This window comes from Cytophagales bacterium (assembly GCA_019456305.1).
GTDB lineage: Bacteria > Bacteroidota > Bacteroidia > Cytophagales > VRUD01 > VRUD01.
This window is the reverse complement of the sequence record VRUD01000013.1, coordinates 1-22,916: the sequence shown is the minus strand read 5'-3', so window position 1 is coordinate 22,916 and position 22,916 is coordinate 1. Positions and strand designations below refer to the sequence as shown.

At 36.8% G+C, this 22,916-nt stretch carries 20 protein-coding genes; 6 read left to right on the top strand and 14 right to left on the bottom strand.

Going from position 1 to position 22,916, the window contains the following annotated elements:
- The first annotated feature begins 68 nt into the window (after positions 1 to 68).
- Entirely contained in the window at positions 69 to 1,826 is a 1,758-nt protein-coding gene (locus tag FVQ77_04345) for a BamA/TamA family outer membrane protein (protein MBW8049564.1), read from the top strand.
- 194 nt (positions 1,827 to 2,020) lie between these two features.
- Here the strand turns inward: FVQ77_04345 and FVQ77_04340 are convergent, their stop codons facing one another.
- A complete protein-coding gene (locus FVQ77_04340) occupies positions 2,021 to 2,989 on the bottom strand; it encodes a S1/P1 Nuclease (protein ID MBW8049563.1) in 969 nt (322 codons plus the stop codon).
- Positions 2,990 to 3,166: 177 nt separating this feature from the next.
- Between FVQ77_04340 and FVQ77_04335 the strand changes: the two genes are divergently transcribed.
- Positions 3,167 to 3,583, top strand: coding sequence for a DUF1987 domain-containing protein (locus FVQ77_04335; protein MBW8049562.1), 417 nt, complete (start codon positions 3,167 to 3,169; stop codon positions 3,581 to 3,583).
- A gap of 72 nt (positions 3,584 to 3,655) precedes the next feature.
- Here FVQ77_04335 and FVQ77_04330 read toward each other — a convergent pair whose 3' ends face one another.
- The 5 genes from FVQ77_04330 to FVQ77_04310 form a co-directional block, all read right to left on the bottom strand.
- A complete protein-coding gene (locus tag FVQ77_04330; protein MBW8049561.1) occupies positions 3,656 to 5,749 on the bottom strand; it encodes a VWA domain-containing protein in 2,094 nt (697 codons plus the stop codon).
- A gap of 4 nt (positions 5,750 to 5,753) precedes the next feature.
- Positions 5,754 to 6,116, bottom strand: coding sequence for a hypothetical protein (locus tag FVQ77_04325; GenBank protein ID MBW8049560.1), 363 nt, complete (start codon positions 6,114 to 6,116; stop codon positions 5,754 to 5,756).
- Positions 6,117 to 6,120: 4 nt separating this feature from the next.
- On the bottom strand, positions 6,121 to 6,348 hold the full coding sequence (locus FVQ77_04320) for a DUF433 domain-containing protein (GenBank protein ID MBW8049559.1): 228 nt from the start codon (positions 6,346 to 6,348) through the stop codon (positions 6,121 to 6,123).
- Positions 6,349 to 6,545: 197 nt separating this feature from the next.
- Entirely contained in the window at positions 6,546 to 7,877 is a 1,332-nt protein-coding gene (locus FVQ77_04315; protein MBW8049558.1) for an NAD(P)-dependent oxidoreductase, read from the bottom strand.
- Positions 7,878 to 7,905: 28 nt separating this feature from the next.
- Positions 7,906 to 8,631 (bottom strand): DUF2807 domain-containing protein, encoded by a 726-nt coding sequence (locus tag FVQ77_04310; GenBank protein ID MBW8049557.1) that lies wholly within the window; start codon positions 8,629 to 8,631, stop codon positions 7,906 to 7,908.
- Between the two features lie 247 nt (positions 8,632 to 8,878).
- Here FVQ77_04310 and FVQ77_04305 point away from each other — a divergent pair, with 247 nt between their 5' ends.
- Entirely contained in the window at positions 8,879 to 8,947 is a 69-nt protein-coding gene (locus FVQ77_04305; GenBank protein ID MBW8049556.1) for a hypothetical protein, read from the top strand.
- Between the two features lie 411 nt (positions 8,948 to 9,358).
- Here FVQ77_04305 and FVQ77_04300 read toward each other — a convergent pair whose 3' ends face one another.
- From FVQ77_04300 to FVQ77_04280, 5 genes are all read right to left on the bottom strand, one after another.
- Complete coding sequence (locus tag FVQ77_04300) at positions 9,359 to 10,192, bottom strand: acyltransferase (GenBank protein ID MBW8049555.1); 834 nt, start codon at positions 10,190 to 10,192, stop codon at positions 9,359 to 9,361.
- Positions 10,193 to 10,347: 155 nt separating this feature from the next.
- Positions 10,348 to 10,704 (bottom strand): hypothetical protein, encoded by a 357-nt coding sequence (locus FVQ77_04295; protein ID MBW8049554.1) that lies wholly within the window; start codon positions 10,702 to 10,704, stop codon positions 10,348 to 10,350.
- 99 nt (positions 10,705 to 10,803) lie between these two features.
- Entirely contained in the window at positions 10,804 to 11,028 is a 225-nt protein-coding gene (locus tag FVQ77_04290; protein MBW8049553.1) for a hypothetical protein, read from the bottom strand.
- Positions 11,029 to 11,032: 4 nt separating this feature from the next.
- The gene (locus FVQ77_04285) at positions 11,033 to 11,602 is read right to left on the bottom strand and encodes an AAA family ATPase (protein MBW8049552.1); all 570 of its coding nucleotides are present in this window, start codon (positions 11,600 to 11,602) and stop codon (positions 11,033 to 11,035) included.
- An 87-nt stretch (positions 11,603 to 11,689) separates the two neighbouring features.
- Positions 11,690 to 14,056, bottom strand: coding sequence for a PKD domain-containing protein (locus FVQ77_04280; GenBank protein MBW8049551.1), 2,367 nt, complete (start codon positions 14,054 to 14,056; stop codon positions 11,690 to 11,692).
- A 2,430-nt stretch (positions 14,057 to 16,486) separates the two neighbouring features.
- Here FVQ77_04280 and FVQ77_04275 point away from each other — a divergent pair.
- A complete protein-coding gene (locus tag FVQ77_04275) occupies positions 16,487 to 17,098 on the top strand; it encodes a hypothetical protein (GenBank protein ID MBW8049550.1) in 612 nt (203 codons plus the stop codon).
- Positions 17,099 to 17,140: 42 nt separating this feature from the next.
- Here FVQ77_04275 and FVQ77_04270 read toward each other — a convergent pair whose 3' ends face one another.
- Both FVQ77_04270 and trxA read right to left on the bottom strand, forming a co-directional pair.
- A complete protein-coding gene (locus FVQ77_04270) occupies positions 17,141 to 17,683 on the bottom strand; it encodes a Uma2 family endonuclease (protein ID MBW8049549.1) in 543 nt (180 codons plus the stop codon).
- A 77-nt stretch (positions 17,684 to 17,760) separates the two neighbouring features.
- Entirely contained in the window at positions 17,761 to 18,081 is a 321-nt protein-coding gene (trxA, locus tag FVQ77_04265; GenBank protein MBW8049548.1) for a thioredoxin, read from the bottom strand.
- A gap of 269 nt (positions 18,082 to 18,350) precedes the next feature.
- Between trxA and FVQ77_04260 the strand changes: the two genes are divergently transcribed.
- Together FVQ77_04260 and FVQ77_04255 are read left to right on the top strand one after the other, a co-directional pair.
- Positions 18,351 to 18,809, top strand: a complete 459-nt coding sequence (locus FVQ77_04260) for a hypothetical protein (GenBank protein ID MBW8049547.1) — start codon at positions 18,351 to 18,353, stop codon at positions 18,807 to 18,809.
- A 58-nt stretch (positions 18,810 to 18,867) separates the two neighbouring features.
- The gene (locus FVQ77_04255) at positions 18,868 to 19,050 is read left to right on the top strand and encodes a hypothetical protein (GenBank protein ID MBW8049546.1); all 183 of its coding nucleotides are present in this window, start codon (positions 18,868 to 18,870) and stop codon (positions 19,048 to 19,050) included.
- A gap of 129 nt (positions 19,051 to 19,179) precedes the next feature.
- Here the strand turns inward: FVQ77_04255 and dnaE are convergent, their stop codons facing one another.
- Complete coding sequence (gene dnaE, locus FVQ77_04250; protein ID MBW8049545.1) at positions 19,180 to 22,692, bottom strand: DNA polymerase III subunit alpha; 3,513 nt, start codon at positions 22,690 to 22,692, stop codon at positions 19,180 to 19,182.
- Between the last annotated feature and the right edge of the window lie 224 nt (positions 22,693 to 22,916).

The window sequence follows — 22,916 nt, the reverse complement described above, 5'->3', positions numbered from 1 at the left end:
CCAAAGGCGGGATTAGCATTATACATACGTATATTGGCATCAGTTTAATTCAACATTTAGACAAAGTTATGACATTTCCAAAAGAAACAAAATGTTGTATCATTATTTTTTTCTATTTTAAACGTATCGGAATTTCAATGTTTTGCCACAATCCCGCCTTTGGCGGGACTAAAACACAAAATCCCTCTAAATTATTTTATAAACCTTTTTTTTGTGGGATTTTGTGTTTTCGTGATTTAGTGGCATTTTTTTTAATCAATTTGCAAAGCTATGTTCTTATCTATAATATCAACGCATTACCAAGTCATTCGGATCAGGATACAAGTCAAATTGTAGAGACGTTGGGTAGAGACGCCCAATTTGGTCGTCTCTACCCAACGTCTCTACAATTTGACAAAAAATCTATCATCATCAAGGAAATTATTACACTGGGAAATACAAGAACAAAAGATCTTATAATCCTTAGAGAATTGAATTTTGGTGTTGGTGATACTTTGACTGAAGGATCTATAGACCACCTATTGGAAATTAACCGGAATAATATTTTTAATACTGGCTTGTTTGTAACAGTAGAGCTAAGCGCAGAGCGTTTGGTATATTCAGACGTAAAACGCCTGCCTGCCGGAGCCCCAAAGGCGCAGGCAGGCGGGCAGGGGAATGAGGGAAGATCAGAAAATAATGAATTCATAGATATAATTATTATTGTAAAAGAACGCTGGTACACCTTCCCTATCCCTATCTTAGAATTGGCAGACAGGAATTTCAATGTTTGGTGGGACGAGCAAAATAAAGACCTTGACAGGATTGAATACGGGATCAGATTTTACCAGGAAAACTGCAGGGGTAAAAATGAACGGCTAAAGGTTGTTTTACAATCAGGCTATACAAGAAAATATGAACTTTATTACAACATCCCCTATATTGACAAAAAACAAATTGTAGGCATGAGGCCTTCAATATCTTATTCAAGAAACAGGGAGATTGCTTATAAGACAGGAGATACGGTCAAAGCCTTCGAAAATAAGCTTGTTTTTTATGAGGACCCTGAATTCATCAGAGAAAGGTTCAATGCCGGGGTGAAGCTTTTTAGAAGAAAAGCAATACACATAAGCCATTCTCTTGATATAAAATTCAACTACAATACCATTGCTGACACAGTAATAGCGCTGAATCCGAATTATTTTAATAATAAGGGGGATCATGAACAAAAATATTTCCAGGTCAGCTATGCCTATAAAAGAGATTTCAGAGATATACAATACTATCCTCTTAAAGGAAGTTATTTTATGTTTGAAGTAAAAAAGCCCGGAACAGGCATATTCAATGACATCAATCAATTGGAATTTACAGCCGGTTATTCAAAATTTTGGGATGTTGGGAAAAAGACCTACCTGGCTTGGTTGATCAAAACAAAAAATTCCATCCCCAAAATACAGCCCTGGTTTAATTCCATGGCATTTGGCTATTACCAGGACTTTGTAAGGGGCTATGAATTTTATGTGATTGACGGACAGCACTATTTGCTGGGAAAAGTTACCCTGAAAAAGCAGCTATTTTCAACTACAAAAGAACTTAAAACTTTGATCCCGATCCGGCAGTTTCAAACCATTCCTTTTGCGCTTTATTTAAAGGTCTATACAGACGCAGGATATGTGGTAAATAAAAGTTTTACAAAAAAAAACAATCCATTAACCAATAGTTTTCTTCAAGGTGGAGGAATTGGGCTGGATATTGTGACTTTTTATGATACAGTGTTTAGGATTGAATACAGTGTGAATGGTCGTGGGGAACATGGATTTTATCTGCATTTTGAGGCGGACATTTGAATTGAAGTCGGAATTTCAATGTTTAAATGAAATTTATATTTCAATCTATTATTTGTGCTCTTAATGAACAGCTACTGGGCTCTGGTTACTGGGTTCTGGATTATTTGCTTTCGGCAGGCAGGTTGGTAATTCTTTCTGACAGTAATCACTACCTTTACCCAGCAACCAGTACCCAGTAACCAGCAACTTTTATATCAACGTTCATGCTTCCTTGCCTTCAGCTTTCCTTTCTTCCATTTTTCTTCCTCTTCTTTCTGTTTGTTAATTTCATCTTCCGTTAATTCATTTCCGGTCAGTTCATCCAGGTTGGGCTGGCCTGCATCTACCCAGCAGGTGTACCAGAAGTCACCTGTCATCTTGACGGCTCTTCTCATCTGCCTTTCAACCTGGTTATTGAGCATCTGGTGGTATGCTTTAGAATAAGCTTTTGAATAAACGCGTGTAGTCCGGTTAAGCCTGTCCTCAAAACTATACTTTTTATCCCCGGAAAACTTTTGGTTTAATTGCCGCTCAAATGAAAATACCGAATCCAAAGCAAGATGGGCCTGAGTAACCGCACTCCAGGCAGTTTCCAATGGGTCATTAATATAGCTTGCCTGTCCCACAAAAAAATCATACTCATCCGAATATAATTCCGTCAATCGTGATTCCCAGAATGCGTGTATCCCATACTGGCCTGTAAACTGACCGTTATAATTTTCGGTGGTATGAAGCGGCACATTGGCGTCTGCAATATAATGGCCGAGGTCTGCCGAAATACGTAAAATGCGGTTTACATCTTTATCCCTGAATGCATTTGTTAACCAATACTTCACCGTGTTGATATGCCATGGCACGATACCGTAAGCCATAAGGGTATCTTCTGTGTATTTTGCAACTGCATCTTCCCATCTTCGGGGCATCGTATAAATAGCATCTTTCCCAAAATGATCAATGTCAATATAATGCCTGGGCGCTTCTCCTTCTACCGCATAGCGCCTTCTGTCAGGGTTCACTGCATTTTCAGTGATATAAAGAATGTGTTTCTTATAAAAGCTGACCATCTCAGTCGGCAGGGTAAATACCGCAAGATGGTTGATCCTTCTATGGGCAAAGAAACCCCAGGTGTAGCCGCAAATATTAATAATAATGATAATTAAAAATGATAATATTGTTTTTCGCATTTGAATTTGATTTTATTTTATCGGAATTTCAATGTTATTAATATTTTAACACAGAGTAACTAATTTTATTTTTTAGCCGACAATATTTCTGTGAATATACCTTTTAATCTTTCTCTGTGTAACTCGTAAAACTCTGTGCCCTCTGTGTTAAAATTTTTTTAATCAATTTGTATAACTATGTTCTTATTTGTATTATTGCTGTTTTATACATTTATAATCATGGACATTCTTAATTTCAATGCCGAAGAGGATACTCCTAATATAATATTTGACCCCAAAAATAACAAATTTGAAATTTCCGGCAACTCTTTTCCGGAAAATACTTCAGAATATTACAGTCCAATACTGGATTGGCTGGATCAATATTGTGCCAAACCGAACAAATATACTAAAATTGTCTTTAATCTTGATTATTTTAATTCATCATCATACAAATGCTTTCTGGAATTACTTTATAAACTTGAAAAAATAAGTAAAGAGGGGTACCAGGTTGATATAATTTGGTGTTATAAAGAAAATGATACTGAAATGAAAAATGTAGGGAAAGAATTACAGGAAATGGTTGATCTGGGCGTAACGGTTAAAAAGATTTGATAATTTGAAAACAAGTATAATAAAATAATTATCAGGTATATTCACCTAAACCCTTTCCCCATTTCCCGTCTCTCAATACCCTCCTTTATACTTCCTGACAAACCATTCCAAAGAGACCAGAAACAGGAACAAAAACAGCAGCCACCTGAGATTGATCAGCTCTGATAATGCTTCCTTACTGTGAATAATATTTTTTGCAATATTGCTATCAATAAGATGTCCGGCAATCTGCTTGATATCTTCAGACAGAAAGAATTTGCCGCCAGTTTGTTCCGCTAATTGTCTGAGCATATTGTGATCTGCCGTTGTATTGGTTGCTTCAAGCTGGAGCTCTTTAATGGTAAATTCTCCTGCGCTATTTTCGGTTTTACCGGAAATTTTACAGGAAGCATGATACCTGTAAATACCCTGCGGCAGGCTGCCTGCTTCAAATCTTGAATAATCTTCACTATTCACAAAACTGTATGACCAGAAATTATTTTCTTCACCGGTGATCTTAAGCGCTATTTCCTTGCCATATACCTTTTCATAAACATCGTTATAAATTTGGGCTTCAAAAATTATTTTATCCGTGCTGTTGAACTCATTTGAAATTGGATAAACCCTGAATTTTCTTTTGTCTTCTTTGGCTGACAGGTATTGGATCAGTTTAATGATCAAATTATCAAATGTATTGTACTTATCTGTCTGTAAATATTCCTGCAGCCTCCATTTCCAGATACCCTCACCCAATAAAACCGCTGATCTGTAGTCCGGATCTGCGTTTACTATAAATAAGGGTTTGCCGGTAGTTATACTTCCAACTTTCTGAAAGAAGATCACGTCAGTATTTGGAGAGATCTTATATTCACCAAAAGGAACTTTCAAAGGCGGCAGCTTTTGCAGGATAGCCTGACTGGATTCTAAAAACCGGAATTTATCAAAATCCGGGTTAAAAGATGAAGTTACCAAATCTGTTTGATTGCCTCTTGGGTGGATCATTATGCCGTTGTTTACCTGGTTGAACGTCTGGAAATTTGATTGGCTCCCCAGGATAAACCAGTGGGGTATATTGCGGAATTTTTGAATAAGTTTATTTCCTTTATTGTATTTATTGGGTACCTGGTGAAAGATGATCAGGTCATACTTTTCTACATTAAATTCTTTGTGCCCGTGCTCTACATTTAAAATGTAGGTGTTAAACTCGTAATTTTCGTTTTGTTCTACTGCGCTTCTTATTGCTTTAATATCCGGATGAGGCGTTAATGCCACAAGCAGGATCCTTTCTTTTCCTTCAATAATATCAATGTATGCATGCTTTGTATTGTTGATGTATGTAAACTCTCCATCCTGGCGCTCTGTCATTACTTCATAATGGTGGATCCCTTTTTGTGAAGAGGTAATATAAAATTCTATCTCATTAATGCTGTTATTATTAGTGATCCTGAAAGGTCTCTTTGCTATTATTTTTCCATGCTGGCGCAGAAAGACATTGATAGTTTCACCTTTAAATCCGGTATTATAAATTTCAGCTACGACCGGAAATTTATTACCTGCATAGGCAATTTTATTGTAATAAAGCGCCCTTAAATTAATATCCTTCCTGGGTATAGTATCACCGAGCCCAACGGTGAAAATGTTAAAATTGTAATTGAAAAAATTCGGAGCGATACCCTGGTTATAAATACCATCAGATATTAATATGACCCCGGCTAAATTCCTGTTTTCATAATTTGATTCTACATTTTTTAGCAGGCGGCTTATATCCGTTGAATTTTTATTGAATTTTATATTATTAAGGGAATTTGATTTTTCATCTTCATTGAATGTTTGCAGGTCTACCTTAATATCCTCATACTCCAATGCTGTTTTTACCTTTTCTACTTCAGACAGGTATTTTTGTAATTGCGTGGAATCCGATCCTAATGTTATTGATTGAGAATTGTCAACAGCAAAGACAACGGTAGGTAACTCAATAAAATTCCTGATCTGTTTTACGAAAGGGCTTAATAACAGGAAACAAAGGAACGAAACCAGCAGGAAGCGAACGACTGAAAGAATTTGATTTATTGTTTTATTCCAGGGAGATGGCTTGCGGTATAAAATAAAAGAATAGGTAAATCCTGCAATCAAACATAGCAATATTAACCATGGGGAATATTGGGTGATTATTTGGAATTTATCCATTAAACTATTTTTTTCTTACTCTAATACGCCCAGGTTCAACGATTAATAATTTGCCACCCATTTCCGTAACCACCTTATCTTGTTTAAGCAATCCTTCTAATAGATTGAGAATAAACATAGCTGTTGAATCTCTAGGAATACCTAAAACGACAATTCCATTATATTGAGACGGTTGATAATTACGTATATCCCCAAAATCAGAATCTCCTGTTAGTATGCACAAGCCTTTACTTTTAGCGTAGGAAGCAATTTGTGTGTCTTTTACACCTCTTAAACCTATGTCACGCACATCTGTTGCTTGATGTCCATAACGTTGCAAAAGATCTGAAGTTGAACGTGGCAAATCCTCATCAATTAAAAATCGCATAACCTTATTCTATCGTTGGAAGAGGGTGAAATTCTTCTTCTTCAATAAGCTCACAAGCATATTTCAGAGCAGCACGAATATCCTCTTCCGTGACTTCGTATTCACGTACTATTTCTTCTTTCGTCATACCTCCTGCAATCCCTCCAATAATACGTGTAATAGGAACTCTTGTACCCTTAATTACAGGTTTGCCATGTTGTATATCTGGGTCTATTATAATCCGGTCATTCATAAATTATTATCTATTTTTGATATCCAATCCACAAAAGTAAGAAAAACACATTTAATTTGCAATAATGGAACAACGTTAGAATGAATGGAAGATGAAAATATTTGGGATTTAATTTAGCTTAAGAAGATTTTTTTCTTGTAGTGCTGTCAGGTGTTTCTACTCGACAGGGGTGTCGGGTGGAAACACCCGACAACACGTTATCTGTTGTTAGATTTAAAATACCTGTGAATCCCATTCGCAGCAACCTTCGCCTCCGCCACGGCATTGACCACTTCCTTGCCGCCATTCACACAATCACCGGCAGCAAAATATTTTGGGTTTCCTGTCTGGTAGTTTTCTTTATTTACTATTATTTTACCTTTATCTAATTTCAAACCGGGGATCAGGCTCAAAAGTTCTACCTGCTTTGATTGGCCTGTTGCTTTGATCACCATATCACATGCCTCCACAAATTCACTTCCGGGAATTGTTTCTAATTTGCCGTTCTTTGAATCTGTCCTGATAAATTTCACTCCTTCTGCTACTTCATTACCAATGATCTCAACCGGTGCTGCGTTGAATAAGCTTTTTATCCCCACAGATTTTGCCAGATCATATTCAAACTCATAGGCAGGCATTTCTTTCTTTGACCTGCGATATGCCAGTATTACCTGTTCTGCTCCCATTCTACATGATTCCGATGCGGCATCCATGGAAGTATTGCCACCACCTAATACGATCACCTTTTTGCCTGCTTTAACTTTATGATGCTCCATTCGCAGCTTTTCAATGAATTCGACTGCACCAATGCAATTTTCAAGGTTTTCGCCCGGCAGTTCTATGCTTGAAGTTTCCCCCAAACCTATCCCGATAAAGATGGCGTCATAATTTTGCTCTAATTCCTCTAACTGCTTTTTGTCTTTAATTGGATGATTATACTTTACTTTATAACCAAATTGCTCTTCCAGGTATTCCATTTCTTTCAGCGCTTCTTCATTTGTGATTTTGTAAGGCGCAACACCATAAACGGTCAGCCCTGATGGCTTTTCTTTTGATTCGTATATGTTTACCTGGCAGCCGAGCATTCGCAACTCTGCGGCACAGGATATTCCACCAGGCCCGGCACCTATGATCGCTACTTTTTTGCCGTTATCTGGCGGGGGAATAAACAGTTTTTTATTTTTCTTTATAGCATCATTTGTAGCGTAACTCTGCAATCGTCCTATTTCAATAGGCTTTATATCCTGTTCATTATAAACACACGATCCTTCACACAAAACCTCGGTTGGACAAACCTTCCCGCATGCAAATCCAAAATAATTTGAATCGTAAATGGTTTGTGCAGCGCCTATCGGATTTCCTGAACTGATCTGCCTGATAAAGAGAGGGATGTTTATTCCTGTAGGGCAGGCAGCAACACAAGGAGCATCATAGCAGAACAAACACCTTGAGCTTTCGTAATAAGCCTCTGTTTCGTTCATCACCGGCTTTATCTGGGCGAAATTTTTATCAAATTCTTTTTCTGATTGTGGTTTTTGGAATTCTGCCATAGATTTAAATAAACTTATTAATCATCAATTACAGCTTTTGTATTGTACCTACTCCTGAAATATTTTTTTTGATCGAAGGATTACCCTTGTATTTAACATTGCCTGCCCCGGAAATTGATACGTCTAACTGTTTATTTACATTTATCTTAGCATTACCTGCTCCGGAAATATAGATTTTAAAATTATCTGTAATAAGGTCAAAAGCGGATAAATTTGCAGCGCCTGAAATATTCATATTTACTATTGAGACATTTCCACTTAGTTTGATTTCAGTCCCTCCTATCAAGTCTGATACCAGCTTATTGGCAACCAGGTCTAAATTTATTGTAGCGGCTCCGGTTACCATGAGTTTTAAAATATCAAATTTAAATTTAGAACCTCCGTTTAAGGTAACTGCACCTAAAATATCTATTTTATTTAACTCTTTGAATGTAATGTATAGTTTAGTGCTTTTTGATCTTATTATTTTTTGCTTATTTGAAATCACCAGTATGTTGTCTCTTACTTCTGTTACAACTATTTCGAGTAGATTCTCATCTGTCACAATCGTCACGATTTCCTTATATCCTTGTGATAAATATACCTCAAATGCGTCATGAATTTCAATCACGTTAAAAGCAGGAACTTTTCGCTCTTGCTTTATTATATTCCCATTACCTTTGACTGATTGTCCCGGGCACTTGGAATAAGGTAATGATAATTGCAAAAGACTAAGGAAGATTAATTGGTTTAAGATAGTTTTTACATTTTTCATCTTGTAATAATATTAAGGAGTTTATTTATCTTTATTTATTGATTTAAGTTTATAAGGATGTTAAAAAATTTAACCACCTGAATTTGCCAAATAGTCAAGCAGCATAATCATACCTATAGTTTCAACTGCTATAATTAACCCATATCCAAATCCTATAATAAACTTACGACTTTTTATATTATATACACCTCTCTTATAACCCTTATAATATTCCTCATTATTTTTAAATAATTGATTGTAAGGATTAATAGGATTATTTAATTTAGAAGGAATAGCTTGCGTAATAATAGTAACAGGTGTAATATATAGAAAATAGATTTGACTCCAAGCTCCTCCACTTAAAATATTCCACAAACCGAATGGTAAAGCGCATCCAGATATAGCTCCAATACAATATGGAGTAAATTTTTTATAATGTATTTTAGCATCCCTTTTACCTAAATCAAAATAGTTTATCTTTAGAATATTAATATTATCTATTATGGAGCTATCTTTAAGTACACTTTCACTATCTGATAAGGTATCATTTTGAGCAGAAAGTTTTAGAGTACTAATAATCAAAATAAATATTATAATTTTTAAAGTATAAGTATCCATTGAGTACCGTTTGGTGATTGATAATAAACCATACCGTTTTTTTTATTATAATATGTTTCTCGATATGGATTTAAATAGTAGACTTTTTCAATTCCACTATGGTACGATTAAGAGGTATCCAGCATCTAACTTACAGCTCCACCAGCTTCCCATAAGTCTCCGGCCTGCGGTCTCTGAAAAACTGCCAGGTTGATCTTACCTCCTCTATCATATCCAGGTCAAACTCAGCAACCAGGAGCTCATCTTTATCCTGGGATGCTTCGGCAATAATCTGGCCTTTAGGATCAACAAAATAGGAAGTGCCGTAAAACTTACCTAATTTCCATGGTTTCTCCGTGCCTACCCTGTTAATACAGCCCATAAAATAGCCATTGGCAACGGCATGTGCAGGTTGTTCTAATTTCCACAGATATTGCGATAGTCCTGCAACGGTAGCAGAGGGATTATAAACGATCTCAGCGCCATTCAATCCAAGTACCCTTGCTCCATCGGGGAAGTGCCGATCGTAGCAAATATAAATACCCACTTTGGCATATTTAGTCTGCCACACAGGATACCCAAGATTACCAGGCTTAAAAAAGAATTTTTCCCAAAAGCCGGAGGTATGCGGGATATGATTTTTGCGGTATTTTCCCATATACTTACCATCAGCATCTATCATAGCCGCTGAATTATATAAAAACCCTGCCTGTTCCTTTTCATAGATCGGAACCACCATGGCCATATCATATTTTTTGGCATAAGATTGCATTAATTCGGTAGTTGGCCCCGGAATAGGCTCCGCAGATGCATACCAGGCCTTATCTTGTCCGGGACAAAAATAGGGTGTATTGAAAATTTCCTGAAGGCAAAGGATCTGTACGCCCTGTTTCCCTGCATCTTCAATATAGGGAATATGCTTTTCCAGCATTGCTTCCTTGATCTCTGCGATGGTGCCTTCCCCTTCTGTTTTAGGGAGGCTCATCTGGATCAATCCGGATTTTATTTTTCTTGACATTATTTGTAAGTACGAAGTACGAAGTACGAAGTACGAAGTACGAAGTACGATTTACGAAGTACGATTTACGAAGTACGAATGAAGAAACCGATATTCGTCATTCGTACTTCGTAAATCGTACTTTAATTCACCGTATCATCAAATTTCTGGCCTTCCAAAGAATAAAAATCGGCTTTAGCGGCTTTTAATTTTATAGATGGGCCAAAAATCCTGCTAAGTTGGGCGCTGGCTAAATCCACCACTTTGTTGAGCTCTTTTTTTGATTTAGCCGTTCCCCGAAACATTAGTTCTTTAGACCCATCAGCCCTTTGTACTAAATGAGCCCATTCAATAGTGCCGTCTTTTTTTTGTTTTGCCAGCAGCTTATAGAAACCGGTTTGAGGAATAGGTGGTGACGCCCACATTCCAACAATGTTTTCCCCTTTGTCTAAGGTCATGATTGCACCTTCTCTTACTTCTTTTGGTGTCATAGGTTTCATAATAAAAAGCGTTTATCTACACCAAAAATTTTGGTGTAAGGATTTAATAGAAAATTATTTTAATAACGATGTAGATTAATTATGTGATTCGTGAAATTATTATTTAGATTTTTCACCTTTATCATCATTTCCAGTAAAGGGACTAACAGTAGTTATTTCTCCACCAGGTAGTTCGTAATAAATAATGCCGTTCTCTGAAAATACTATTGGAATACCTTTTTCTCTGTTTTCTTTTAATACTTGATTTACGGCTTCATTTCCAATTTTTTGGATTTCATCAGCCCACTGATAAAGCTCAATATCATCAAATTTTTTTACTTCCATAATGTTATTTTTTTATATCGTTAATAAAAGTTTTGAATAATTGCAAATTCTTAATAGAATAATTATCTTTTGAACCCTTCACAATCTCAATAAATTGTTTTTCAGAATTATATACTATAGACCACTTATCAGCTAATTGTTTATAAACAGTCCAAAAATTCTTCTTACTACGATAATACCTTCTTATTACGTCTTCATCAGGTACATAATGTCCCCCCTTTAAAACTCTCTCTTTTATACGGTTAATACAAACTTCTGGTTCGTGTAAAAATAAATAAATAATCTTAACTAAATAACTCTTTTCTTTTACCTTATGGATTAATCTTAATAAATATTTTCCAGATAATGTTGACTCAACGATAAAACTTTTATTTTTATTTATAAGTTTATCAATCTTTTTAAAAAATATTTTACCGGCTTCTAATTGACTCTTTGTTAAATCGTCAGGACTAAGTTCCTTTGCAATTTCGTCAGCATTAATAAAATCATAAGGATACTTTTTTATAAATGTTTTCGCAAAAGTAGTCTTCCCAGAACCATTAGCGCCTCCAATTATGATTATCTCTTTTTTCACCCGATTCACTGATGTTTTTTAAAAAGATTAAAAAAACAATAAATCATCGTTTAAGACAGTAGAGAGAAAAAACTATTAGGTTTTCAATTAAAACTCTAAAATCCTTAATGAATAGCTGTTAAGATCAATATTTAATTTAATAAGATATAGTCCCGCAGGATATCCCAGATCTTTGACACTGAATTTATAGTTGTGATGTCCGGGTTGCTTTTTACTGTTTTCAATCGTATTTATTTTAGCTCCTAAGATATTATATACCTCAAGGGAAACACTGCTTGTTTCTTTCAGTGTAAACTCAATGTTGGTAAAATCTTTATATGGATTCGGATAAATTTTTATAGTGTGATCATTCAGATTTTCCTGAACAGATGTTAATGGAGTAAGGGTAATAGATACAGAATCTACAAAAAAATCAAGGTTTGTAAATAGTGTATCAGCATTGGTTACGCTGAAATAATAAGTTGAATCCATCGGAAGTCCGGTAATATCCACATAGAGTCTATAATCTCCGAGGGGTATATTCTCAAAATAATAAAATCCCAAACCATCAGTAGTCGTACCAGCTATTAGTTTGTCTGTGGCAATTTCTTCAACTACTATATCAATACCTGGCACCGGGTCGATAGGGTTTTTACCGTCTTTAAACGGGCCTGATGATGTTATCTGCCCGCTTATTTTGGCCGGGCCAATATTAGTAGGAAATTCTACAAGTTGGATATTAGCAATGATGGTGGTATCACACACTGATGATGCATCCACGGTTGTTGCATTTTGCCAGTGGTTGGTGCTGTCATAATAAGTTAGAACAGTATTAGGATACAATAAGCTGTCACCTTCCGCTCTTATAAGGTATTGCCCCTGAGATACATTTGTAAAGGTATAATATCCTGGTAATAAACTATCAAGTACGGTAGTGGCAGCTATCGTCATTTGTCCGGGAACAGGACTATAATTTATAAGATCAACTGTTCCGCTAATGATTGCGCCTGCGCTGTCTGATACCTGGCCTGATATGGTACGTTGACAAGGTACACCATTGGCTAGTACCATCGTGCACCACGTATCTGTACAAGCACTATCCACCAGGATTGTTAAGCATACCCAGTAAGTATCAGCAACAGCATAAAAGTGTGTAGGATTCTGTAAGGCAGAAGTATCTCCATCTCCAAAATCCCAGGCCCAACTCCATACCTGCGGTGGCATCGTCCAAGTATATGACGAATCAGTAAACCAGGCAGTATTGGTAGAATCTACCCAATAGCTGAAGGCTGCAAAACAAGTACCAACCACTGTTACACTCATACATACAGTGTCACTTCCTCCGATGGTTGAAGTGATTAAACAAACGATATAACTACCGTTTACAGCATAGGTATGTGATGGGTTTTGGATGGTCTCTGTATTGCCGTCACCAAAATCCCATGACCAGCTTGTAATGCATGCTACGGGTGTTGAGGCATCAAAAAAATTTGCTGTATACGGACTTGGAATGGTGTAAGTAAAATTAGCAACAGGAGGATTATTGCAATTAATAATGGTTGTTATTACAGTGGTACACCAGATATTTGTACAGTTGCTGCTGTCCCAGATGGTTAGGCATACCCAGTAAGTATCAGCAACAGCATAAGTATGTGACGGATTTTGTTGAAGAGAGTCAGCGCTGCCATCACCAAAATCCCAATACCAGGCAATTACTCCGCCAGTTCCGGATGATGTATCAGTGAACCAGGCAGTATTGGTAGAATCTACCGAATAGCTGAAGCCTGCAGAACAACCACTACCACCGACTACTGTTACATTCGAATAACATAACGTGTCAATTCCCGCAAAGGTTGAAATGATTAAACAAACATTATACGTTCCGACTGCTGCATAGGTATGAGATGGGTTTTGGATGGTATCTGTATTGCCATCCCCAAAATCCCATAACCAGCTTGTAATACATACTGCCGGTGTAGAAAGATCAGTGAAATTTACCGTTAGGTTGGAAGCGCTGTAAGTAAAACCAGCAGCAGGAGGATTAGTGCAAACACTACCTGCTCCTGTTATTACCCATATACACAAAGTATTTGTACAAGCGCTATCATCCCAGATGGTTTGACATACGTAGTAAGTATCGGCAACAGCATAAATATGCGTAGGGTTTTGAATACTATCAACGAAGCCATCTCCAAAATCCCAATACCAACTGTTTATTAGCGCTACAGGAGAATATGACGTATCAAGAAACGAGACAGTATTGGTAGCAGTATCTATAAAATAGTAAAAGCCTGCAAAACATTGTGCATTTGCTTTATAGCTGATAGTCAGTCCGCATAAAAGAATTACTACGGCTGCTGCTAATTTCTTTACTCCTGACAATTCCGGAAAGGAGAAGAAATTTTTTCCTGCCTGTTCGCCTGTCCCGATACCATCGGGAGCAGACAGGTCGGAATTAGATGTTGAAGTTTTCATGATGATATTAATTTAAGTTTGCAATATACTAAACATGTTAATTAATAAAAATAAAAAATGAATAAAATTTTAAGCATTTAAAACTTGAGTCCACTCTAATAAGTCCAAAAAATAAAAATGCCACTAAAACACCAAAGCACTAAATCCCACAAAACCCTGAAAATCAATTAGTTAATTTTTAGTGGGGTTTAGTGTTTTTGTGCTTTTGTGGCAAAAAAGACTTTTTAGAGTGGACTCATATCTTAGAATTGAAAAAAATAAAATACCAATACTAAAAAATGTTATAATACTATATTTTTATAATTTTGTAGCAATAATACCATATAAAAATAAAACTTGCAATTTATAACCATAAATCCTTAATTAATAACTATGCTCACTTCCCAAAAAGCTGCAAAAATCATCAAAGGAAATACGATAAAATTCTTTAACGACCTGCCTGTTCAACATTTATTATTAGACAGCAGAAAAATAGTTGCGCCTGCTTCTTCACTTTTCTTTGCTCTAAAAGGAGAAAGGCACAATGGTCATCATTTTTTGGAAGAGTTGTATGCAAAAGGGGTGAGGCAATTTGTGATTGAGCAAGAGCAGCCCCCCTCTAACTCCTCCCGAGTACTCGGGAGGGAGAACTGGCCAACACTTTTGCCGGAAGCGAATATTTTAGAGGTAGAAAACAGTATCTCCGCCTTGCAGACATTAGCTGCACATCACAGGTCGCAATTTAATATACCGGTAATTGGCATAACAGGCAGCAATGGTAAAACCATCGTTAAAGAGTGGTTATCACAGTTGCTAAGCCCTGATGAAACTGTGGTGAAAAGCCCTAAGAGCTACAATTCGCAGGTAGGAGTTCCTTTATCGGTTTGGCAGACCAATGATAATCACACGATCGGGATATTTGAAGCGGGAATTTCGAGACCCGGTGAGATGGAACGATTGGAAAAGGTCATTCGTCCGACTATTGGAATTTTTACAAATATAGGTACCGCTCACGATGAAGGCTTTGGTTCAAAAGTTGAAAAGATCAGGGAAAAGTTAAAGTTGTTCAAAAATTCAGAAGCGCTTATTTATTGTAAAGACGATGAGGAATTACATAAAGAGATAGTCGCATTTCAAAAAATAACAGGGATTAAAACAGTTAAGTGGTCGAAAAATGATGATTCAGATTTTAAAATTGCGGATTTTGGATTTCGGATTTCGGATTTAAAATCCACAATCAATAATCCGAAATCCGAAATTGACTTTCCTTTTCATGATGATGCCTCTATTGAAAATGCAATCCATTGTATTGCTTTGTTGCTTTATCTCAATATTGACTTGAAGGATACAATCACAAGGATGCAAAATCTCACCGCAGTAGCTATGCGGTTGGAGCTCAAGGAAGGCATCAATAATTGTTCGATCATTGATGATACTTACAATAATGACCTGGCGGGTCTTAGATTAGCGCTGGATTTTTTGGCTCAACAAAATCAACATCCTGGTAAAACTTTGATATTATCAGATGTGCTGCAATCCGGTTTAAAGGAAAAGGAACTGTACGCTGATATAGGAGATCTCCTGAAAGAAAAAAAGGTAAATAAGTTAATCGGCATTGGAGAGGTTATTTCAAGAAATAAAGATATAGTTTCTCACATCACTACTATATTCTATAAAGACACAGAGTCTTTTTTGAAAAAATTTAACAAGGATGATTTTACAAACCAGAGTATTTTGGTAAAAGGCGCCAGGGTTTTTGAATTTGAAAAGATCACTTCATTGTTAGAGCAAAAGGTACATGGTACCGTTCTGGAAATAAATTTAGACGCGCTTGCTCATAACCTGAACTTTTTCCGTTCAGCGCTCAATCCAGGAACTAAGATCATGGTTATGGTTAAGGCATTTTCATACGGCAGTGGAAGCTATGAAATTGCAAATCTGCTACAATACGAAGTAGTTGAAACCCTGGCAGTAGCTTATACCGATGAAGGGGTAGCATTACGGGAAAAAGGTATCACAATGCCCATTATGGTGATGAATCCCACACCGCAGACTTACAAAAAAATTCTTGATTACAGCCTTGAACCTGAAATATACAGTCTTAATATTTTAAAATCATTTATATATTTTATAGATAAAAAAGATATACAAGCAGATTTCAAGGATTCACTGAATATTCACATAAAGTTAGATACCGGCATGCATCGGTTAGGTTTTGATAAAACTGATATTGATGAACTTATTCAGATGCTTAAAAGCAATTCCAGTATAAAAGTAGTTAGTATATTCTCCCATTTAGCGGGAGCAGATCAGCATAAGCATGATGGGTTTACAAAGACACAAATAAAGAAATTTAAAACTTTGACTTCCAGAATCGAAAAGGGAATTGGATATATAGCTGTAAAACATATTTTAAATTCTGCGGGAATTCTCCGTTTTCCTGAAGCACAAATGGATATGGTAAGACTGGGTATCGGGCTTTATGGTGTCCAGCCCCTCTACCAGCTCCCCTCCAACTCCCCTGAATCGGAGAAACGGGGAATCGGAGAAACGGAGAGCGGGAAAACGAAGCGATTCACCGATTCACCCATTCACCCATTCACCGATTCAGGGGGATTTAGGGGGGCTGTTAGGGGGGACTGGCCCGAGTTAGAAAATGTCGGTACCTTAAAGACCGTAATTTCACAGATCAGGCATATTAAAAAAGGCGAAACGATCGGTTACCTGTCTAACCAAAGGCAGGGTAGCAGAACAAGAAGAGCAGATAGAAATATGGCAATTGCAACAATAGCCGCTGGTTATTCCGATGGGTATGACAGGCGGTTTGGTAACGGAAAAGGGAAAGTTATGATCAATGGCAGTTATGCACCTGTAATGGGTGATGTATGTATGGATATGTGTATGGTAGATATAACAGGGTTCAAAGCTCAGGAAGGAGATGAAGTGATCCTTTTCGGGAAAGGCCTGCCCATCACTGACCTTGCCGATTCAATTGGCACCATTCCTTATGAGATATTAACCAATGTGAGTGAGAGAGTAAAGCGAGTTTACTTTAGGGAATAGAATGAAGGTAAAAAGAAATTAGATAATCGTATGCGCAGATAGTCATATAATTTTATTCGTAATTACTTTTATCCCATCAATCAACTCAAATTGCTGATCAAAATTGTAAAAGTTTATATCTTTTTTATTTTGATGATAAATTGAAAGAGATTTGGTAAAAGGATCAACCACTACAATCTTTTTAACACCTATTGACAAATAATCTTTGATCTTATCATTCATATCTTGTATGGTATCATCTTTAGATAAAATTTCAAAGATCAGATCAGGTGCAATTTCAAGTATCCCTTCAGGTTTACTGGCAGAGGTCTCTTTGCTAATATATACAACATCGGCAGCTCTTAGCCTGAATGGTTTTTTACTTATGACAATTCCAATCTCTCCAACTGAAACATAACCTTTATTCTCAAGGTGATCTTTTAAGAACCGGGCAATGTTAAATTCAAATTCTCCGTGTATAAATCCTGTTGGTGACATATTTACTTTTTTCCCATCAATGATCTCATAATTTCCATTGGGTAGAAAATAATTCAGATCATCATAGGTATAAATCCTGTTTTGTGTTAAGGTCTTTTCCATTACCATAATAAGAAGGTATAAAGGAAATAAGGAAAACCATCTACCCCCATTACATTATTACGTGGACGGATTAACAATCCGTCCTACATATGCTCATCAAGCTTTTTTGCCAGTGTACTTTTTGAAGCAGCCCCAATCTGCTTATCAACTACTTCTCCGTTCTTAAAAAACAATAAAGTAGGAATACTTCTGATGCCATACTTGGCAGAAGAATTAGGGTTGTTATCAACATTTACTTTGCCAATAATTGCTTTACCGTCATATTCTGTGGCTATTTCTTCTACTAACGGGCCTATCATTTTACATGGCCCGCACCATTCTGCCCAGAAATCTACTAAAACGGGCTTGTCGGTTGCAATCACTTCATCGAAGTTTGCATCGGTAATTTCTTTTGGTTTTGTCATAATTTGGTATCTCAACATTTATGTTGAGCAATATTAAAGTGTTTGGAATCTTTTTAATACAAATATAATAACTATTAGCATTAAAAAGTTCCCACCAGTTGCGAAAAAGTACGAATTTATTATTGATATAAAAAATATAAGAATCCATTTGGTTTATAAATTTTATTTAATAACTTTGTGACGTCAAAAGTGGTGTTCATCCCGAGTACCTCGGATGATTTCTGCCTGACACTTTAATCATACTCGTAAATCTTTAAAACCAAACAATTATGGAAGACACAACGACACAAAACCAAACCAACTGGGGCCGGGTGATCTCGGGTGGTATTGCTGCCGGGATAGGCATGAGTATCATTGGATGGCTTATTAATGATTTTTTATTAGGGAAATACTATACGTATTTTGCTACAAGAGAGCCGTGTCCCTCTATGCTTTCTGAGCCTGCTTACTTAGGTGAATGGGCTTTTCCTGTTCTTTCAATATTAGCAGGTATCGGTATTGCTTATCTTTATACCTTGGCAAGAAACGGGTGCTGCGGACCGGGTCCTAAAACAGCGCTGTGTTTAGGGATTGTAATTGGCTTGCTTATGGGCGTGCCAAGTTCTACCGGAGCGCTTATGTATGCAGATCTGGGTAGAGCCATTCCATTAGGATGGATGTTAGATTCATTACTGCAAGCGATTGCCGGTGCTTTGATAGCAGGAGCTATTTATAAGCCAAAGGCATAATTCACTATGGTGTAAGGTGGAAACACCTTACACTTTTTAAAAATAGGCAATTAAATAAATGGATAGAAGAGAATATTTAGCAAAATTGTTTTGCGATATTGGGAAGATTATTCTTATAGCATTCGTAGTTGGTCAAATAATTATGATGAAAGAAAAAGGGATACAGATTGACTTGTTAATTATTAGTTTAATTACTTCAATAATTTTATTTGTATGGGGATATTTTTTAATCAAAAAATAATTTATAACTTATGGAAATTGTTGCAATAACAGGAGTCGTGTTTGTAGTTTTCGCCATAGTAATGACGATTGTACATTTTTATTTAGAGAGAAAAGAGATGCGAAAAGATCATTGATAACAAAAATATTTTTAAACCACAACAGGGATCAATTTACAAAAAACCCCATCCATTTCACTCAATTTATCAATAAGGTCATTATTAGGGTTTACTCTCATTTTACGGGATAACATTTCAACGGTGATCATATCTTTGTTTTCGGATTTCTCCGAATTAGAAAAGTCATAAAGAGAAAGCCTCAGCTCACATTTACCGGGATTTTCATGTGTTATACGTTCTATTTCTTTCAACACTGTATCATTGATCTTTTGCAGGTCTATCTGGATAGCAAGCGCTTTGCTGAGCTTGGTTCTTATCTCGCTCAGTAAATGGATGGCGTGAGGCTTTAAATCCCATTTATCAGTTGAATTATAACGCAGCCCGACCGTCCCTTTGATAAATAAAAATTCACCCGGGTTCAGCAGATGTGCCATTTTTAAGTAATCTTCACCAAAAACTGCCAAATCCAACGAATCAACATAGTCTTCAATTGTAAAAAGCGCGTATTGCTGCCCGGTTTTTCCCTGTCTTACATTTACTTTATTAACAATGCCGGCTACGGTAATACTTCTGTTTTTATAATTTTCAATTTTATCAATCGTGCAAGTACAAAAACTATCCAGATCTATCCTGAATTGATCCAACGGATGGCCTGAAATATAGAAACCCACGACTTCTTTTTCTAATCTTAATTTTTCAATTTCTCCCCATGGTTCGATATCAGGTATTTTGGGAGTAAATAATTCTGCTCCGTTTTGGCCATTACCAAATAGAGATTGTTGAGCAGCATTTTTTTCTAATTGAAAGGTATTTCCAAATTTTATGATTTTTTCAATAAGAATTTCCTGCTCACTATCCTGTTTATAAAAATATTGCGCTCTGTGAATTTCTGAAAAACTCTCAAATGCGCCTGCGTATGCGAGACTTTCAAATGTTTTTTTATTGACCGTTCTTAGATTGATCCTTTGAGCAAAGTCAAAAGTATCCTTGTAATGCCCGTTTTTTTCTCTATCTGAAATGATTTCCATTGCAGCAGCTTCACCTGTTCCTTTTATGGCTCCCAGCCCAAATCGTATTTTTCTGTCTTTATTTATATCAAAATGAATATTGCTTTCATTGAGGTCTGGCCCCAATACTTCTATGTTTTGTCTTTTACATTCGTCTATAAAGAAAGTTACTTTATCAATATTATTCATATTATTTGTAAGTACGGCAGCCATGTATTCTGCCGGGTAATGTGCCTTAAGCCAGGCGGTTTGGTAAGCTATCACAGAATATGCAGCAGAATGCGAACGGTTAAACCCATATCCTCCAAAATGTGCCATTATTTCAAAAATTTCTTTTGCCTTCTTTTCATCTATTCCTTTGGATATGGCACGCGGCACAAATTTTCTTTCTTCGGGCGGGAGTAATTCCGGTTTTTTCTTACCCATTATTTTTCTTAGAATATCTGCTTCTCCTAAAGTATAATCAGCTATGATCCGGGCAGCTTGCATGATCTGCTCCTGGTATACCATGATGCCGTAAGTATTTTTAAGAATACCTTCCAATAAGGGATGCGAATATTCAATTTTCTCTTTGCCGTGCTTACGGTTTATGTAATTGGGGATGAATTGCATTGGCCCGGGCCTGTAAAGGGCATTCATGGCAATAAGGTCCTCAAAACTTGTTGGTTTTAACTCCTTCAGGTAAGTTCTCATACCTTCTGATTCAAATTGGAAAGTACCTATGGTGTCTCCTTGCTGGTAAAGCTGAAAAGTTTTTTCATCATCAAACGGGATGTTTTCTATGTCAATTTCAACGCCATGATTTTTCTTTATCAGCTCCAGGGCATCCTTGATGATCGTCAAAGTTTTTAAACCCAAAAAGTCCATTTTAAGCATTCCTACATGCTCAATTTCAGAGCCATCGTACTGTGTTACCAGCAGCTCTGATTCTTTTGATGTGCAGACAGGTATGAGCTCAAGCAGGTCGTTAGGAGCTATGATAATACCTGCAGCGTGTATCCCTGTATGACGTGGAGAACCTTCCACCGTTTCAGCAAGCCGCAGAACTTTTCCCTTAGGTGTATTTGAACTTTTGCTTTGTGCCAATTCAGGGTTTTCCTGGTAAGCTTTATCAAGGGTCATGCCTGGGATTTCAGGAACTAATTTTGCTAAATGATTGGCGTCTGAGAGGGGCAATCCGAGTACTCGGGCTACATCTCTTATGGATGTTTTTGCTCCCATTGAACCGAAAGTGATGAGTTGCGCAACCTGGTTGCGGCCATATTTTTCAACCACATGATTTATCACTTTTTGCCTGCCAACGTCATCAAAATCTATGTCAATATCGGGCATGCTTACACGTTCAGGATTGAGGAATCTTTCAAAGATCAGGTTATAGTGAATGGGATCAATATTGGTGATGCCTGTACAATAGGCAACTGCTGATCCTGCAACGGAACCTCTTCCGGGGCCTACTTTTACACCCAATTTACGGGCTGTGGCAATAAAATCCTGTACGATTAAAAAGTAGCCGGCATAACCCATCTTTTTAATGATATTCAATTCATGTTCAAGACGCGTACGAAGTTCATCAGTCATAGCACCATATTTACCATTAGCCCCTTGAAGGGTAAGGTGCCTCAAATAATCGTCTTCTGACCGAAATCCTTCGGGCAGTTTGAAAATGGGTAAAAGCACATCCCGCTTCAGATCTGGTGTTTGAATTTTTTCAACAATTTCACCGGTGTTTTCTATCGCTTCTGGTATATCTTTGAACAGTTCAGCCATTTCATCAGGCGACTTAAGGTAGAAATGATCATTCTTGAAGCGCATCCTGTCGGGGTCATCGTAATCCTTACCTGTTTTAAGACAAAGTAAAATATCCTGGGCAATGGAATCTTTTTGGTGAACATAATGCACATCGTTGGTTGCAATCACCTTTACATTATGCTTTTTTACCCATTTCAGAAGTACTTCATTTACAATTTCCTGCTCTTTGATACCATGGCGGTGTATTTCAATATAATAATCATCACCAAATATTTTGAGCCATTCTAAAAATACTTTCTCAGCTTCCTTTTCACCTGAATAAAGAATAGTGGAAGGAACCTGGCCAGCCAGACAGCACGTTGTAGCAATGATCCCTTTTGAATATTTTTTTATCAATTCAAGATCAATGCGGGGTTTGTAGTAAAAGCCTTCAAGGAAACCAAGGGAACTCAATTTTGAAAGATTTTTATAACCGGTTTCATCTTTGGCAAGCAGCAATTGATGATAAGAATACTTGGCTTTTTTCTTTGTTGGATCGCTGACGGCTATGGTCCCGGTATCAGATCTGCTGCCCGGAGCTATGTAAAACTCACAACCTATAATTGGTTTTATTCCATCTTTTTGAGCTTTTGCAACAAATTGCGGAACACCATACATACTGCCATGGTCGGTGATGGCAAGCGCCTTCATCCCCATTTGCTTTACGCTGCTGATAAGGTCAGGGATCTTTGCTGCCCCGTCTAACAGCGAAAATTGGGTATGGCAGTGGAGATGGGTGAAGTCAGGCATTTCGGATTTTAGATTTATGATTTTAGATGGCAAGATAAAAGAAGGAATTTAATATTTATACACATCTTTTCCACAGTCTTGATTTAAAGTATTTTTGTAGTTTATTATAACGGACAATGCTATGTGCCGTTGCGGTTTAAGAACTACTATATCGTTTCACTAAAATAATAACAAATAAAAAATAATTACTATCCTCAATTATTCATAAAATCCCAATTTCAAAA